The sequence below is a fragment of the Pseudarthrobacter defluvii genome, assembly GCF_030816725.1.
In the GTDB taxonomy this organism is placed as follows: Bacteria; Actinomycetota; Actinomycetes; order Actinomycetales; family Micrococcaceae; genus Arthrobacter; species Arthrobacter defluvii_A.
The window spans coordinates 3,445,146-3,460,553 of the sequence record NZ_JAUSYG010000001.1 but is presented as its reverse complement, the minus strand read 5'-3'; the positions used below and the strand labels follow the sequence as shown (position 1 = coordinate 3,460,553).

The 15,408-nt window shown below is 65.6% G+C and carries 16 protein-coding genes; 14 read left to right on the top strand and 2 right to left on the bottom strand.

What is annotated here, in order from left to right; translation table 11 throughout:
* Positions 1-40: 40 nt before the first annotated feature.
* The 14 genes from QF031_RS16135 to QF031_RS16070 all read left to right on the top strand — a co-directional run bounded on the left by QF031_RS16135 (position 41) and on the right by QF031_RS16070 (position 14,585).
* Positions 41-748, top strand: coding sequence for a hypothetical protein (locus QF031_RS16135; RefSeq protein WP_307430375.1), 708 nt, complete (start codon positions 41-43; stop codon positions 746-748).
* A 223-nt stretch (positions 749-971) separates the two neighbouring features.
* Positions 972-2,141, top strand: coding sequence for an ADP-forming succinate--CoA ligase subunit beta (gene sucC / locus QF031_RS16130; RefSeq protein ID WP_307430372.1), 1,170 nt, complete (start codon positions 972-974; stop codon positions 2,139-2,141).
* 11 nt (positions 2,142-2,152) lie between these two features.
* Complete coding sequence (gene sucD, locus QF031_RS16125) at positions 2,153-3,055, top strand: succinate--CoA ligase subunit alpha (protein WP_307430369.1); 903 nt, start codon at positions 2,153-2,155, stop codon at positions 3,053-3,055.
* A 187-nt stretch (positions 3,056-3,242) separates the two neighbouring features.
* Positions 3,243-3,974 (top strand): FadR/GntR family transcriptional regulator, encoded by a 732-nt coding sequence (locus QF031_RS16120; protein WP_307430367.1) that lies wholly within the window; start codon positions 3,243-3,245, stop codon positions 3,972-3,974.
* A gap of 176 nt (positions 3,975-4,150) precedes the next feature.
* Positions 4,151-5,500, top strand: a complete 1,350-nt coding sequence (locus tag QF031_RS16115; RefSeq protein WP_307430364.1) for an MFS transporter — start codon at positions 4,151-4,153, stop codon at positions 5,498-5,500.
* A gap of 9 nt (positions 5,501-5,509) precedes the next feature.
* The gene (locus tag QF031_RS16110) at positions 5,510-6,286 is read left to right on the top strand and encodes an SDR family NAD(P)-dependent oxidoreductase (protein WP_307430361.1); all 777 of its coding nucleotides are present in this window, start codon (positions 5,510-5,512) and stop codon (positions 6,284-6,286) included.
* A gap of 127 nt (positions 6,287-6,413) precedes the next feature.
* Positions 6,414-7,103, top strand: a complete 690-nt coding sequence (locus QF031_RS16105) for a GntR family transcriptional regulator (RefSeq protein ID WP_307430357.1) — start codon at positions 6,414-6,416, stop codon at positions 7,101-7,103.
* A 146-nt stretch (positions 7,104-7,249) separates the two neighbouring features.
* Positions 7,250-8,248: a sugar phosphate isomerase/epimerase family protein gene (locus tag QF031_RS16100; protein ID WP_307430353.1), complete on the top strand. Its 999-nt coding sequence runs from the start codon at positions 7,250-7,252 to the stop codon at positions 8,246-8,248.
* A gap of 36 nt (positions 8,249-8,284) precedes the next feature.
* A complete protein-coding gene (gene dhaL / locus QF031_RS16095; protein ID WP_307430350.1) occupies positions 8,285-10,006 on the top strand; it encodes a dihydroxyacetone kinase subunit DhaL in 1,722 nt (573 codons plus the stop codon).
* A 10-nt stretch (positions 10,007-10,016) separates the two neighbouring features.
* On the top strand, positions 10,017-10,511 hold the full coding sequence (locus tag QF031_RS16090; RefSeq protein WP_307430347.1) for a ribose-5-phosphate isomerase: 495 nt from the start codon (positions 10,017-10,019) through the stop codon (positions 10,509-10,511).
* On the top strand, positions 10,508-11,461 hold the full coding sequence (locus QF031_RS16085; protein ID WP_307430344.1) for a 3-hydroxyacyl-CoA dehydrogenase family protein: 954 nt from the start codon (positions 10,508-10,510) through the stop codon (positions 11,459-11,461). The genes QF031_RS16090 and QF031_RS16085 overlap by 4 nt, the downstream gene beginning before the upstream one ends.
* An 82-nt stretch (positions 11,462-11,543) precedes the next feature.
* The gene (locus tag QF031_RS16080; RefSeq protein ID WP_307430340.1) at positions 11,544-12,311 is read left to right on the top strand and encodes an SDR family NAD(P)-dependent oxidoreductase; all 768 of its coding nucleotides are present in this window, start codon (positions 11,544-11,546) and stop codon (positions 12,309-12,311) included.
* Positions 12,312-12,396: 85 nt separating this feature from the next.
* Positions 12,397-13,743 (top strand): MFS transporter, encoded by a 1,347-nt coding sequence (locus QF031_RS16075; RefSeq protein ID WP_142120077.1) that lies wholly within the window; start codon positions 12,397-12,399, stop codon positions 13,741-13,743.
* Between the two features lie 29 nt (positions 13,744-13,772).
* Complete coding sequence (locus QF031_RS16070) at positions 13,773-14,585, top strand: triose-phosphate isomerase family protein (RefSeq protein WP_307430335.1); 813 nt, start codon at positions 13,773-13,775, stop codon at positions 14,583-14,585.
* Here the strand turns inward: QF031_RS16070 and QF031_RS16065 are convergent.
* Entirely contained in the window at positions 14,562-15,044 is a 483-nt protein-coding gene (locus QF031_RS16065; protein WP_307430332.1) for an SRPBCC family protein, read from the bottom strand. The two genes, QF031_RS16070 and QF031_RS16065, sit on opposite strands and share 24 nt — an antisense overlap.
* Complete coding sequence (locus QF031_RS16060) at positions 15,044-15,403, bottom strand: ArsR/SmtB family transcription factor (RefSeq protein ID WP_307433414.1); 360 nt, start codon at positions 15,401-15,403, stop codon at positions 15,044-15,046. Before QF031_RS16060 ends, QF031_RS16065 begins: the two co-directional genes overlap by 1 nt.
* Positions 15,404-15,408: the final 5 nt, after the last annotated feature.

Here is a 15,408-nt window from a genome sequence, read left to right as displayed (position 1 = left end):
CACCTGGTCCGCCGCTGCCCGGAGGCAGCGGCGGGGCATAATGGAGGCCATGCGACGGACTGTATGGGGAATTCTCGCCGCCCTTTTCCTGATCACTGCCACGGGGTGCAGCGTGACCACAAAGGACCCCTCCTACGTCCCGCCGGCACCGCCCACACCCATGGAACAGCTGGCAAAGGCGCCGCTGGTTGACCCGAAGACGTTCTCCAGCGGCACCGACGTCCTCTCTTTCATCACCTCGGACCGGACCATCGCCTGTTCGCTGACGTCCGCACGGGGGGAGCACGTGAACCTTCCCTATGAGCAGAACCGCTACACCGACTCTGCCAACAACAAGCTGCCTCTTGTCCCCGTGGCGCACTGCGAGCTGGCCACCTACCCGGCGCCCCAGCCAGGCGACATCAAGGATGACTGCGCGGGAACCCACCTTGGCTACCTGGGCGGCGTGGCCCTGCTGTCGCCGGACACCGCCCGCTATGGGGAATGCCGCTCCGGGGTCACAGCCATGGAGGCCGCCTACGGGCCGAAGGGAAGCAAGGCCGGCCCGCTGGCCCAGTTGCCTGTGCTCTCGGACGGGCAGAACCTCGAACGCAACGGCCTTCGCTGCTCCGCCTATAACGGCGGCGTGGCGTGCGGAAACGTCTCCGCCGGCGTCGGTTTCTTCGTTTCCGCCGAACGTTACGAACTGGTCGCGGGACCAGCGAAAGGCAGCGCAACCCCGCAGCCGCAAGACTCAAAATCCCCGTAAATCCGCGGTTTTTCTACGCTCAATAGAATAGTGTGCTTTCTCACATAAGAGGTAGTCTGGGACGGCCTGGTCCCTCCAAAGGACTAGAGTTCCCCATGGAGCATCACGCCGCGTGGCTCGTTTCCAGACAGGCCGCCGGTGCGTGCAATCCGCAGCCCGGTCATCGTCTTTTGATGGTGTCCGACTGTACCGAAACTACTTCGACGTAGAAGGACACTAAACCGTGGACCTGTTTGAATACCAGGCGCGCGATATGTTCGAGGCGCACGGTGTACCCGTGCTTGCCGGCATCGTGGCGTACACCCCAGAAGAAGCAAAGGCAGCTGCTGAGAAGATCGGCGGCGTAACCGTTGTCAAGGCGCAGGTCAAAGCAGGCGGCCGCGGCAAGGCCGGCGGCGTCAAGGTCGCAAAGTCCGCCGACGAGGCGTTTGAACACGCCTCCAACATCCTGGGCATGGACATCAAGGGCCACACCGTCAAAAAGGTGATGATTGCCCAGGGTGCCGACATCGCCGAGGAGTACTACTTCTCCGTCCTGCTGGACCGGGCCAACCGCAACTACCTGGCCATGTGCTCGGTTGAAGGCGGCATGGAAATCGAGCAGCTCGCCGTCGAACGCCCCGAAGCGCTGGCCAAGATCGCCATCGACCCCGCCGTGGGCATCGACCAGGCCAAGGCCGACGAAATCGTCGCAGCCGCCGGCTTCGCCGAGGAACTGCGCGGCAAGGTCGCCGCCGTGATCCTCAAGCTCTGGGATGTCTTCAAGAAGGAAGACGCCACCCTGGTGGAGGTCAACCCGCTGGTCAAGACCGGTGCCGGCGACATCGTGGCACTGGACGGCAAGGTCTCCCTGGACGAGAATGCCGACTTCCGCCACGCCAAGCACGCGCAGCTCGAGGACAAGGACGCTGCCGACCCGCTTGAGGCCAAGGCAAAGGCGCAGGACCTCAACTACGTCAAGCTCGACGGCGAAGTGGGCATCATCGGCAATGGCGCCGGCCTGGTCATGTCCACCCTCGACGTCGTTGCCTACGCCGGCGAGAACCACGGCAACGTCAAGCCCGCCAACTTCCTGGACATCGGCGGCGGAGCCTCGGCCGAGGTCATGGCCGCCGGCCTGGACGTCATCCTGGGTGACGAGCAGGTCAAGTCCGTGTTCGTCAACGTCTTCGGCGGCATCACCGCCTGCGACGCCGTCGCCAAGGGCATCGTCGGTGCACTCGCCGAGCTGGGCAGCGCCGCCAACAAGCCGCTGGTCGTCCGCCTTGACGGCAACAACGTCGAGGAAGGCCGCCGCATCCTCACCGAGGCCAACCACAAGCTGGTTACCCTGGCCGCCACCATGGACGAGGGCGCCGATAAGGCCGCCGAGCTCGCCAACGCAGCTAAGTAAAGGGACGCACCATGTCTATCTATCTGAACAAGGACTCCAAGGTCATCGTCCAGGGCATCACCGGCGGCGAAGGCACCAAGCACACCGCCCTGATGCTCAAGGCCGGCACCAACATCGTTGGCGGCGTGAACGCCCGCAAGGCCGGCACCACGGTCCTGCACGGTGAGAAGGAAATCAACGTCTACGGCACCGTCAAGGAAGCCATGGCAGAAACCGGCGCCGACGTCTCCATCGTGTTCGTGCCGCCTGCATTCACCAAGAACGCCGTCGTTGAGGCCATCGAGGCCGGTATCGGCCTTGTCGTGGTCATCACCGAAGGCGTGCCCGTCCAGGACTCCGCCGAATTCTGGGCCCTCGCCCAGTCCAGGGTGGACGCCGACGGCAACCAGGTCACCCGCATCATCGGCCCGAACTGCCCCGGCATCATCACCCCGGGCGAAGCACTGGTTGGCATCACCCCCGCCAACATCACCGGCAAGGGCCCCATCGGCCTGGTCTCCAAGTCCGGCACGCTGACCTACCAGATGATGTACGAACTGCGCGACCTTGGCTTCTCCACCGCCATCGGCATCGGCGGGGACCCCGTCATCGGCACCACGCACATTGACGCCCTGGCCGCGTTCGAAGCTGACCCCGAGACCAAGGCCATCGTCATGATCGGCGAAATCGGCGGCGACGCTGAAGAGCGTGCAGCGGACTTCATCAAGGCAAACGTCACAAAGCCGGTTGTCGGCTACGTGGCCGGCTTCACCGCCCCCGAAGGTAAGACCATGGGCCACGCAGGCGCCATCGTCTCCGGTTCCGCGGGCACCGCCCAGGCCAAGAAGGAAGCCCTCGAAGCTGCCGGCGTAAAGGTTGGCAAGACGCCTTCCGAAACCGCCAAGCTGCTTCGCGAGGTCTACTCCGCCCTCTAGCAGTACACGACGCGGGGCCACCCAGGCCCGGCCCTTCACAGGGACCGGCACCGGGAGGCCCCGCGTTTGCTGTTTAACGCACACAAGCTGACAAACGGCGACGGCGGGCGGCGGACCGCCGGGTGCGTCGAGTAATGTTGGGAAAGGAAAATCACGGCGCCGTGGGCGCGCAGGCAGGGGAATGACGATGGCAGCAAAGCGACCCACCCTGGTCGACGCCGTCGTGGACAAGGTCCTGGAGCACATCCTCAGCGGAGAGATCAAGGCCGACGACGCCCTGCCGCCCGAGTCGGATATCGCCAAGGAATCCGGGGTCAGCAGGCTGACGGCCCGCGAAGCAATGAACGTCCTCAAGGCGCAGAACGTGGTCTACGTAAAACGCGGGCTCGGTACGTTCGTTAATCCTCCGGAACGCTGGACCGGCCTTGATGCCATTATGCAGGCCGCCTCCAGGGGAGTGGCTTCGGACCAGGTAGCTCTGCGGTTGCTGGAAGTCCGCCGCATGGTGGAGACCGGGGCCGCTGAGCTCGCCGCCTCCCGCCACAGGCCAGCGGACCTCGCCGCGCTCCAGGAAAGCGTGGAGCAGATGGAAGCCGCGCACAGGGCAGGCGACGTGGATGCGCTCACCGTGGCCGACATCGCTTTCCACGACACGGTGCTCCGTGCCTCCGGCAACCCATTCGTACCGGCCCTGCTGGGCCAGTTGTCCACCCTGTTGTATGCCATGCGGCGGGAGACGTCCGCGTTCCCGGATGTACAGCGCCACGCCATCCACCACCACAAGATGGTCCTTGCAGCGATTGCCGCCGGCGATCCCGCCACCGCACGCTCCACCATGGACGCACACATCACCCAGACCTTCGAGGACTACGAGCAGTTCCTTGCCCTCTCCAGCCGCTTCGGGGCCACCGCCGGCTAAAAGCCCCGGCTCCCCCGGCTTCTGTGTTGACGGTCGCATTCTTCTGTGACTACAATCTCAGTCAGACATCAGACATCTGATATCAAGTTCCCCCACACAATGCCGCCAGCCAAAGGAGTCTTTATGCGCGCGCATTCCCTTTTCAAGGGTCCCCAGGCGAAAGTTGGAGGTCTGCGATGACCTCCCGCGCCGCCGCCCCCGCACTCAGCGCCCTGGGCGAGACTACCCTCCGCAAGGTCCGCCGGAGGCTCATGCCCCTGATCGTTCTCCTGTACTTCATCGCCTACCTCGACCGGAACAACGTCGGTTTCGCGAAGCTCGGCATGCAGGGGGACATCGGCCTGACCGAGGCCGCTTACGGCCTGGGCGCCGGCATCTTCTTCCTGGGCTACGCCCTGCTGGAGATCCCGTCCAACGGCGGCATGTACCGCTTCGGCGCCCGCAAGTGGATCGCACGCATCCTGATCAGCTGGGGCATCTTCGCCACGGCCATGTTCCTGGTGAACGGCGAAGCCACCTTCTACGTCATCCGCTTCCTCCTCGGGGCGGCCGAGGCAGGCTTCTTTCCCGCCATCCTCTTCTACCTGACCCTCTGGTTCCCGGCTGCGCAGCGCGTGACCGTGCTGGGTATCTTCATCCTGGCGCAGCCCATCTCCAACGCCCTCGGCGCTCCCGTGTCCGGCATGCTCCTGAACCTGGAAGGCGTAGCGGGCCTGCACGGCTGGCAGTGGCTCTACATCCTCGAGGGCATTCCTGCCATCATCCTGGGCATCATCACGCCCTTCGTCATGACGGACCGGCCAGAGCACGCCAAGTGGCTCAAGCCCGAAGAGCGTGAATGGCTCTCCACCACCATGAGCGCGGAGCTGGCGGACAAGCAGAAGACCGGCAAGCACAACTTCCTCGCCGGCCTGAAGGATCCCCGCACCATCGCCTACTCCGCGTTGTACTTCGGACTGGTCTGCGGCATTTACGGCCTCGGCCTCTGGCTGCCCACCATCGTCAAGGCGCTGGGATCGTTCGACTCGACGCAGGTTGGATTCATCGTCTTCATCCCGTACGCCATCGCGGCCGTCTTCGTCTACTTCTGGAGCAAGCGCTCGGACCGTACCGGCAACCGCGTGTGGCATGCCAGCATGAGCATGGTGCTCGCCGCCGTCGGCCTCCTGGGGGCAGGGTTCCTGCTGCCGGTCAACGCGGTACTCGCCATGGTGTTCCTGACCCTCGCGGCCATGGGCATCTACTCGGCGATCGCGCCGTTCCTGGCCATGCCCTCCGCGGCCCTTACCGGTGCAGCGGCTGCGGCCGGACTGGCAATGGTCAACTCGCTCGGCAACCTGGGCGGATTCGTGGCGCCCTACATCGTGGGCATCCTGAAAGACGCCACCGGGAACAGCCAGACCGGCTTGGTCTTCCTGGCGGCCTGCCTCGCAGTGACCGCCGCCGCCACCTACCTCTACGCACGCAAGCGGCCCGAAGGTGTCTCCGCCCCCGGTGCCACCGTTCCTGCCGCCGAAACCCACTAGGAAACAGCAATGACAACTCAGCACACTTTCCCCGCAGAGCGCACCGCGGTCCTCACCGGCGCGGCATCAGCCCGCGGCATCGGCCGTGCAACCGCCGACCGCCTGGCCAGCGAGGGCTGGTCCATCGCCATCCTTGACATCAATGCCCAGGACGCCCAGGCTGCCGCAGCAGAGATCGGCTCCAGCCGTGCCGTCAAGGCTATCGGCGTGGGCGCGGACGTCTCGGACGAGGCTTCCGTGGACCGCGCCATTACAGAGATCGAGCAGGCGCTTCCGCCCATCGTCGGACTGGTGAACCTTGCAGGAATCAGCTCACCCACCCCGTTCATGGAGACCACCGTGGCGGAATGGGACAAGGTTTTCGCCATCAACATGCGCGGCACGTTCGTGGTGTCGCAGCGGGTACTCAAGGGCATGATCGAACGGGAACTGGGCCGGATCGTCAGCATCTCCTCCATCTCCGCCCAGCGCGGCGGCGGCACCTACTCCAAGGTGGCCTACAGCGCCTCCAAGGCCGGCATTCTCGGATTCACCCGCGCCCTGGCCCGCGAGATGGGCGAGCACAACATCACGGTGAACGCCATCGCCCCGGGCCCGATCGACACCGACATCATGGGCGGGACGCTTAGCGATGAGCGCAAGGCGCAGATGTCGGAGGGGATCATGATGGGCCGGGTGGGAACCCGCGAGGAAGTCGCCGCCCTGATCGCGTTCCTGCTCGGCGAGGACGCCGGCTACATCACCGCCGCCACCTACGACATCAACGGCGGCCTGCAGGTTTCCTGACCCGGCCTTCCTGCAGGATGCATGCTCCCGAAGGTGCCGTGGGGCCCACCGGTCCCACGGCACCTTCGGGGCGCTGCGCCCTTCATCTTCGCGTTCGCGCGCTCTCTTTCGGCTATAGGATTTCTACATGGCAACAAAGAACCAGGCCTCCGGCGGCGTCAGCAGGCAGGTCCTCGCCGACCACGTCTATGAGGCGCTTCTGGTTGCCCTGATGGATGGCAGGCTGGAGGCAGGCACCCCCGTCAGCATCGACGGGATGGCCAGGGAACTGGACGTTTCCCCCACTCCGGTCCGTGAAGCCCTGGCCCGCCTGGAAGCCACGGGGATGGTCCGCAGGATGGCGCTGCGCGGTTACCGCGTGGCTCCGCTGTTCTCCCCGGAGGAGCTGGCAGACCTGATGGACGCGCGGTTGGTGATCGAACCGGCCAACGCCTTCATGGCCTGCAAGCACGGTGACCCGCAGCTGACCAAGCAGTTGGAGCAGGCCATCGAGGACCTTAAGGCAGCCCCGCGGGGCCCGTCCTTCGCCGAGTTCCGGGCCTACTGGGAAGCGGACGAACGTTTCCACCGCCTGATTGCCGAATTCGCCAACAACCAGTTCCTGCTGTCCGCCTACAATGCGCTGGGCGGCCAGGTGCAGCGTTTCCGCTTCTTCGGCGGCCTGGGCGTGACCGACGCCGACTACGCCATCGCCGAGCACACCGAGATCCTCAAAGCGTTTGAGGTCGGCGACGCCGAGCGCGCCCGGCAAACAATGATTGACCACATCGAGGGCGTCAAGCAGCGCTCGCAGCACGACAGCGAAGTGCGCAGCTAGGGTTACCGCGGCCGGGAGCCAGTTGCCCTGACCCGACGTTTTCCCACACCTGCCTGCGTTTGAGCAGGCACAACGAAGAGGCCCTTGACAGAGCCCACAAGCAGCGTAGATCCTATAGGAAATGCGATTCTAAATCTGGAGTGACAATGCCGTACACAGCCGAAAACTGGCCCATCGCCGCAGCCCTGCTGCAGTTCCCGGGAACCAAAGCCGATGGAACCTCCGTGCAGGACGCCCCCGCCGGCGACTGGCAGCGGGTCTTCGAGGAAGTGGCCGACGCCGGCTTCACCAACGCCGACCTTACCGACAGCTGGGTCCGCCCCGGTGATCTTTCCAGCGCCCGCCTGGATGAGCTGAAGTCCGCCGCCACCGCCGCCGGCCTGGGCCTTCCGTCCATCTCCGCCATCCGCCGCAGCGTGATCGAGGAAGGCAACTGGGAAAACAACCTGGCCTACACGCACCGCACGCTGGAGGCCGCAGCACAGCTTGGCTGCGAGGTAGTCTCGATCGGCCTCCACCAGGCCATCACGCCGGAGCAGCAGAAGCAGCTGTGGTTCTGGACCGTTGAAGGCCACAAGGACCCTGTGGGGGACAAGGAAACCTGGAACAACGCCGTCAGCCGCATCCGCGAGGTAGGCAAGCACGCGGCTGAACTTGGGCTCCTGGTGTCCCTCGAGATGTACGAGGACACCTACCTCGGCACCGCGGACTCCTCCGTGCAGTTGGTTCAGGACATCGACCTGCCCAACGTCGGAATCAACCCGGACCTGGGCAACCTGATCCGCCTGCACCGGCCCATCGAGGACTGGCGCGAAGTGATCCATAAGACCCTTCCGTACTCCAACTACTGGCACGTCAAGAACTACATCCGCGATGAGGACCAGGCCCGGGACCACTACGTCGCCATGCCGGCCCCCATGGAATCCGGCCTCATCAGCTACCGCGAGGCCTTCCAGTTCGCCCTTTCCGTCGGCTTCCAGGGCATCATCTGCACGGAGCACTACGGCGGCGACGGCCTGAGCGTAACCGCCGCCAACCAGGACTACCTGCGCCGCCAGGTCCTGCCCAAGCGCGAAGGCTACGCCCTGGGCACCAGCCAGGTGGCGCAGGGCCGGCAGGCTCCGGCAGCCGTTCCGGCACGCTAACTCCCGCACACAACCCAAGCGGTTCAACGAGGAATCATGACAAAGATATTTGACGATCCAGCGCAGTTCGCAGACGACGCCCTCGATGGCTTCGTCGCCGCCAACCGCCAGTACGTGGCACGCGTGGACGGCGGTGTTGTCCGCTCCACCGAATCACCGGAGGGCCAGGTGGCACTGGTGATCGGTGGCGGCTCCGGCCACTACCCGGCCTTCGCCGGCCTGGTGGGTGCCGGGCTTGCTGCCGGCAGCGCCTGTGGAAACATGTTCGCTTCCCCCTCCGCGGGGCAGGTCTACCGGGTGGCCAAGGCATCCCAGTCCGGCGGCGGCGTCCTGCTCAGCTACGGCAACTACGCCGGCGACGTCCTCCACTTTGGCCAGGCACAGGACAAGCTGAACGCCGAGGGCATCGAGACCCGGACCGTGCTGGTCACCGATGACATCGCCAGCGCTCCACTCGAAGAGATCGGCAAGCGCCGCGGCATTGCCGGCGACCTTACGGTCTTCAAGGTGGCCGGGGCGGCAGCAGAAGCAGGCCTGGACCTGGACGAGGTGGAGCGCCTCGCCATCAAGGCCAACCACCACACCCGCTCGCTCGGCGTGGCCTTCGCCGGCTGCACCCTGCCCGGGGCAGCCGAGCCCCTGTTCACCGTGCCGGAAGGCATGATGTCCGTCGGGCTCGGCATCCACGGTGAGCCGGGCATTTCCGAGCAGCCGCTGCCCACCGCCAGCGAACTAGCACAGCTGTTGGTGGATGGACTCCTGAAGGACAAGCCGGACGCGGCCGGCACCAGGGTGGTACCCATCCTCAACGGCCTCGGGACGGTCAAGTACGACGAACTGTTCCTGCTGTTCGGCAGGATTGAGGCACTGCTGGCCGGTGCCGGACTGGAGATTGTGGAGCCTGAATGCGGCGAGCTGGTCACCAGCCTGGATATGTCCGGCCTGTCCCTGACGCTGTTCTGGCTGGACGAGGAACTCGAAAAGTTCTGGGCCGCGCCTGCTGACACCCCGGCCTTCCGCAAAGGGAACCTGGCTCCGCGCCGGGCCCGTTCCGTCGAGTCGCTGGCGGAGGCCGAAACCACTCCGGCGCTGGCGGCCACTCCCGCCTCGACTGCCCTGGCCGCCACGGCGGTGGACGCGCTGAAGGAGGTGCGCGCCGTCGTCGTCGAACACGAAGAGGCACTCGGGAAACTGGACGCCATCGCCGGGGACGGGGACCACGGCATCGGCATGCGCCGCGGCGTGGACGCCGCCGTCGCCGCCGCCGAGAAGTCACATGCTGCCGGCGCCGGCCTTGAGGAACTCCTCGCCGCGGCCGGGGAGCAGTGGGCCGAGCGCGCGGGCGGCACCTCCGGGGCCCTCTGGGGCGCGGCCGTCGCCGCCGTCGGCAGGACCCTGGGCAGCAAGGACTCCTATTCCGCGGCAGACGCAGCGGCGGCCGTGAACGCCCTCCGCGACGCCATCGTCGACCTGGGCAAGGCGGAAGCGGGGGACAAGACCATGGTGGACGCGCTGCTTCCGTTCGCTGACACCTTCAGCAAGGCAATTGACGACGGCGGCAGCCTGGCCGGAAGCCTTCGTGCGGCAGCGGACGCGGCGGCAAAGGCCGCTGACGCGACTGCCGACCTTAGCCCGAAGAAAGGCCGGGCCCGCCCGTTGGCGGAAAAGAGCCTTGGCCACCCGGACCCCGGGGCAGTGTCCTTCGGCCTCATCGCCAGCAGGGTGGCCGACTATGCCGCCACCATCGAAAGCTCCTAAGGAGAACATCATGACTGAGAACACCCAGCCAGGCTGGCGCATCGTCGTCGGCAACGACGAAGCCGGCGTTGAATACAAGAACGCCCTGCGCGAACTGCTGGAGGCGGACCCCCGCGTTGCCTCCGTGGAGGACGTGGGCGTCGGCGCCGACGATGCCACCGCGTACCCGCACCTGGCCGTCGCCGCCGCCCGCAAGGTGGCCGCCGGGGAAGCGGACCGCGCCCTGCTGATCTGCGGAACCGGCCTGGGCGTCGCCATCTCGGCCAACAAGGTACCGGGCATCCGGGCCGTCACTGCCCACGACAGCTACTCCGTGGAACGCTCCGTGCTTTCCAACAACGCCCAGGTGCTGACCATGGGCCAGCGCGTCATCGGCCTTGAACTCGCCAAGAAGCTGGTGGGCGAGTGGCTCAACTACCGCTTCGATGAAAACTCCGCATCCGCGGCAAAAGTAGACGCCATCTCCTCCTACGAGGACGCGTCGGAAGGACTTGAGGACAAATGAGCACTCGCAACATCGCCGTCGTCGGCTCAGGCTACATGGGCGGCGGCATCGCCCAGGTCCTGGCACTCGCCGGAGCCCGCGTCGCGCTCGCTGACGTCTCCGCCGAGATCGCCCAGGGCAACTACGAGCGGCTGCTGAAGGAATCCGACGAATTCGTCGCAGCAGGCCTCTTCCCGGCCAACGCCACGGATCTGCTCAAGGAAAACCTCTGGGCAGCCAAGGACATCGAAGAAGCAGTGGCCGGCGCCGAGTACATCGAGGAGGCCGTGCCGGAAGTCCTGGAGATCAAGCACGCCACCCTGGCCCGGATCAGCGCCGCCGCCCGCCCCGACGCCATCATCGGCTCCAACACTTCCACCATCTCCATCGCCAAACTGGCAGAGGTCGTGGAGAATCCGGAGCGGTTCCTGGGCGTCCACTTCTCCAACCCGGCACCGTTCATCCCCGGCGTGGAAGTCATCCCGCATGAGGGAACCTCCGAAGCCACTGTGCAGGCGGCGCGCACCATCGTGGGCGAGACCGGCAAGGAAACCGCCACGGTCAAGGACGTCACCGGTTTCGTGCTGAACCGGCTCCAGTACGCCCTCTTCCACGAGGCCGCGCAGGTGGTGGAGGAAGGCATTGCCACCGCCGAGGACGTGGACACCCTGGTGCGCACCACCTTCGGTTTCCGCCTTCCGTTCTTCGGCCCCTTTGCCATCGCGGACATGGCAGGCCTGGACGTCTACGCCTTCTGCTACAAGTCGCTGCAGACCGGCTTCCCGGAGCGGTTCGCCACCCCGAAGATCCTCCAGGAAAAGGTCGACGCCGGCCAGCTTGGCACCAAGACCGGCTCCGGCTTCCTTGACGTCCCCGCCGACCGCACGGCAGCCCTGGTTGCCTACCGGAACAAGGCATACGTCGCCATGCAAAAGCTCATCGAGGACCTGGGCCCCGCCCCGCTGTCCTAGCCAGACCACTGCACGGTAAAGGCGCCGCCCCAAGCGGCGCCTTTACCGCGACCGAAACCTGCCTCACCGGAAGGAACAATCCATGACAGCATTTCCCGCAGACCGCACGGTGATCGTCACCGGGGCAGTCTCAGAGCGCGGCATCGGCCGGGCCACCGCAGACTACCTTGCCGAACGTGGCTGGAACATCGGCGTGATCGACCTCGATGACGCTGCCTGCAAGGCAGTCGCCAAGGAGTTGGCGGAAAAGCACGGCGTCAAAGCCCACGGGGCCGGCGCCAATATCGGCGACGAGGCTTCGGTACGGGCCGCCATCGACGAGATCGAGGCAGAACTGCCCCAGCTCGTGGCCCTTGCCAACATCGCCGGCGTCAGCTCTCCGGTTCCCTACCTTGAACTCGACGGCGCCGAGTGGGACCGCGTGGTCAACATCAACATGAACGGTGTCCACTACGCCACCCGCCGGGCAGCTGAATCCATGGTGAAGAACCGGCTGGGGCGGATCGTGAACATCTCCTCGGTCTCCGCCCAGCGCGGCGGCGGAACCTTCAGCAAGACCCCGTACTCCGTGGCCAAGGCCGGCGTGATCGGCCTGACCCGCGCCACCGCCCGCGAACTGGGCGAGTACGACATCACCGTCAACGCCATCTCACCCGGTCCCATCGACACCGACATCATGGGCGGTACCCTCAGCGAGGAACGCAAGGATGAGCTCGTCAAGGATCTGGTGGTGAACCGGGTGGGCACCACTCGAGACGTCGCCGCAGCCATCTCATTCCTGATCGGCGAGGATGCCGGCTATATCTCCGGCCAGACGCTAAACGTCGACGGCGGCCTGTACATGCACTGACGGCACCCCTACCAAGGTGCCACCGCAAGACCCGCGGGCCGCCGGCCCGCGGACAACACCAACCCACCACTCGAAGGAGAGTGTTGTGTCCGAAACCACCGCAACATCCAAGGAACTTCTGGCCCGCCCGGTCCTGAAGTCCGCGATCTTCAAGGCGGCCCGCCGGCTCATGCCGATGCTGGTCATCCTGTATGTCGTTTCGTTCCTGGACCGCACCAACGTCGGCTTCGCAGAGGCCGCGCTGGGAGCGGACAAGGGGGTGTCCGCCGCGGCCTTCGCCCTGGGCGCAGGCATCTTCTTCATCGGCTACGCGATCTTCGAGATCCCCAGCAACCTGCTGCTCAAGAAGGTCGGCGCCAAGATCTGGCTGGCACGCATCGCCATCACGTGGGGCATCGTTTCGGCATGCTTCGCTTTTGTGCAGGGCGAGACGTCGTTCGTGATCCTGCGTTTCCTCCTCGGCGTGACCGAAGCAGGGCTGTTCCCCGGCGTGATCATGTACCTCGCCGAGTGGTTCCCCAACAAGGTGCGCGTTCAGATGTTCGCCATCTTTTACCTGGCACAGCCGTTCTCCCAGATGATCGGCAACCCGCTGTCCGGCTGGCTGATCAACATCGGCGACCAGGTGCCCGGCCTGCGCGGCTGGCAGGTCATGTTCTTCGTCGAAGGCCTCCTGGCCGTCCTTGCCGGCATCGCGGCGTTCTTCTTCCTGATCAACGGTCCGGAGAAGGCCAAGTTCCTCAACAAGGAAGAGAAGTACGCGCTGAAGGAAGTCATGGCGCTTGAAGACACCATCAAGGACGAAACCGGGCCCCGCGGCATCCTGGCCGCCATGCGCAACGGCCGCGTCTGGTACTTCACCGCCATCTACTTCTGCCTGCAGATCGCCGTCTACGGCGTGACGTTCTTCCTGCCGCAGCAGGTGTCCTCCCTGACCGGGCAGAAGGTTGGACTGGCCGTCGGCCTGCTGATCGCGGTCCCGTGGTTCTTCGGCATCTTCTCCTGCTACTTCATCGGAAAAGCCGCAGATACCGTGGCCAAGCGCCGCAAGTTCGGCACCATCCTGTTCATCTCAACAGGCCTGTGCATCTTCGGGTCGGCCTGGGCAGGCACCAACCACCAGCCGGTCATCGGCATGATCTTCATTACCCTGGCGGTGTGCAGCTTCCTGGCCGTTGGCCCGGTGGTCTGGTCCTATCCGACCGCGTTCCTCGCCGGATCGGCCGCCGCAGCCGGCATCGGCCTGATCAACTCCCTTGGCAACCTGGGCGGCTTCGTGGCCCCGATCCTGCGGACCGCGGTCAACGAGGCCACGCAATCGCCCACCGGATCCATGGGCGTCTACGCCCTGGGCGTCCTGCCCTTCGTGGCCGCTGCGATGATGTTCGCCACCAAGCGGTTCAAGAACAAGGCCGACGACCTGCTCGACTGAGCACGTCACCCTCTCGACAAAGGAAAGCCATGAGCACCTCCGGCAGCAGCACAGGCAACGGCACCCTCTACATCGGTGTCAGCACCAAAATGTACCTGGGCTACCAGGCAAGCCTGCGCTGGCTGTCGGAGGTCCGCTCTGTTGTCGACGACAGGCCCGGACTGGGCACGAATTCCGCCAAGGATTTCGCGGTCCGGGTCTTCGTCATCCCATCCTTTCCGGTCCTGGAGCCTGCCGCGCGGATCCTGGCCGGCTCGCCCGTGCTGCTGGGAGCGCAGAACTGCGCCTGGGGCGACGGGCCCCTGACCGGGGAAGTCAGTCCCGGAATGCTGGCCGAACTGGGCGTTTCGCTCGTCGAAATCGGCCACGCGGAACGTCGCAAACTCTTTGCCGAGGATGATGCCGTGGTGGCACGCAAGGTGCGCGCCGCCGTCGGCCATTCCCTCACCCCGCTGCTCTGCATCGGCGAGGCGGACAAGCTCGACGCCGGCGCTGCCGCCGCCTTCTGCGTGCAGCAGGTCCGCGCCGCCACGGACGGCGACCCCGCCCTGCTCAGCAGCCTGCTCCTGGCGTACGAGCCGGTCTGGGCCATCGGTGCGCAGGAACCCGCCCCGCCGGAGCACGTCAACGCCGTCCTGGCCCACATCCGTGCCGAGCTGGGCCGGGACTGCCCCCTTATATACGGCGGCAGCGCCGGCCCGGGCCTGCTTCCACTGTTGCCCGCGGCGGATGGACTCTTCCTGGGCCGCTTCGCGCACGACGCCGCCAACCTGGGCCGCGTACTGGACGAAGCCCTCGCTCTTGCCCAGACCCGCGGCTCAGACGCGCGCGCCTGCCAGTAATTCCTCAAGCCGCTCGTAGCCTTCAGACATTCCGCCCTCCATGCCCGACTGCGCCATGCCGTCGCGCGCCTCCTGGCTGGGGTACACCGAGTGCCCCCGCAGCCGGGTCCGTCCATTGCCCAGGTCTTCAAACGTCATGAACTCCAGGCTGACGATGTCCGGGTAACCGCCGAACTCAAACGTCTGCAGGGCGAACTCGTTCTCGCGCACCGTATGGAAGATGCCACGGAACTCGTACGGCACCCCGTCAGGCCCGGTGTGGATGTACCGGTAACTCCCGCCGGTGCGGAAATCGTAGTGGTCGATATCCATCTTCATGCCCCGGGGACCCAGCCACTGGACGATCAGGTCCGGCTCTTTGTGGGCGCGGAACACGTCCGCCACCGGGAAATCGAACTCGCGCTCGTATTCGATGAAGGGGACGCCCTCAGGAACGCTGAGTTTCAGGGAATTGCTCATCATGACTCCTTGGAGGATTGGCTGCCGCTGCCTGCGGCATGTGTTCTCAGCACGGCGTCGAGGTTGCGGAACTGCCCTTCGCGGACCAACCGGTATTGATCGATCCACGCAGTCAGCGCCTCAAGCCGTGCGGGGTTCAGGTGTACGGGACGGCGCTGGGCATCCCTGCTCCGGGTCACCAGTTGTGCCTGCTCGAGTACCTGGATGTGCTTCGAGACTGCCTGCTTGGAAATCTCGAACGGTTCCGCCAATTCGTTGACCGTAGCGGGACCCCTGCTCAGCCGGGCGATGATGCTGCGGCGGACGGGGTCGGCCAGGGCAAGGAAAGCCACGTCCAGAGCCACGTCGTCGGAGATCATGCCGG

Coding starts and splice junctions, on each gene's coding strand:
- QF031_RS16135 (WP_307430375.1), top strand. CDS start 41: ATGGAGGCCATGCGACGGACTGTATGGGGAATTCTCGCCGCCCTTTTC.
- sucD (WP_307430369.1), top strand. CDS start 2,153: ATGTCTATCTATCTGAACAAGGACTCCAAGGTCATCGTCCAGGGCATC.
- QF031_RS16120 (WP_307430367.1), top strand. CDS start 3,243: ATGGCAGCAAAGCGACCCACCCTGGTCGACGCCGTCGTGGACAAGGTC.
- QF031_RS16115 (WP_307430364.1), top strand. CDS start 4,151: ATGACCTCCCGCGCCGCCGCCCCCGCACTCAGCGCCCTGGGCGAGACT.
- QF031_RS16110 (WP_307430361.1), top strand. CDS start 5,510: ATGACAACTCAGCACACTTTCCCCGCAGAGCGCACCGCGGTCCTCACC.
- QF031_RS16105 (WP_307430357.1), top strand. CDS start 6,414: ATGGCAACAAAGAACCAGGCCTCCGGCGGCGTCAGCAGGCAGGTCCTC.
- QF031_RS16100 (WP_307430353.1), top strand. CDS start 7,250: ATGCCGTACACAGCCGAAAACTGGCCCATCGCCGCAGCCCTGCTGCAG.
- dhaL (WP_307430350.1), top strand. CDS start 8,285: ATGACAAAGATATTTGACGATCCAGCGCAGTTCGCAGACGACGCCCTC.
- QF031_RS16090 (WP_307430347.1), top strand. CDS start 10,017: ATGACTGAGAACACCCAGCCAGGCTGGCGCATCGTCGTCGGCAACGAC.
- QF031_RS16085 (WP_307430344.1), top strand. CDS start 10,508: ATGAGCACTCGCAACATCGCCGTCGTCGGCTCAGGCTACATGGGCGGC.
- QF031_RS16080 (WP_307430340.1), top strand. CDS start 11,544: ATGACAGCATTTCCCGCAGACCGCACGGTGATCGTCACCGGGGCAGTC.
- QF031_RS16070 (WP_307430335.1), top strand. CDS start 13,773: ATGAGCACCTCCGGCAGCAGCACAGGCAACGGCACCCTCTACATCGGT.
- QF031_RS16065 (WP_307430332.1), bottom strand. CDS start 15,044: ATGAGCAATTCCCTGAAACTCAGCGTTCCTGAGGGCGTCCCCTTCATC.
- QF031_RS16060 (WP_307433414.1), bottom strand. CDS start 15,403: ATGATCTCCGACGACGTGGCTCTGGACGTGGCTTTCCTTGCCCTGGCC.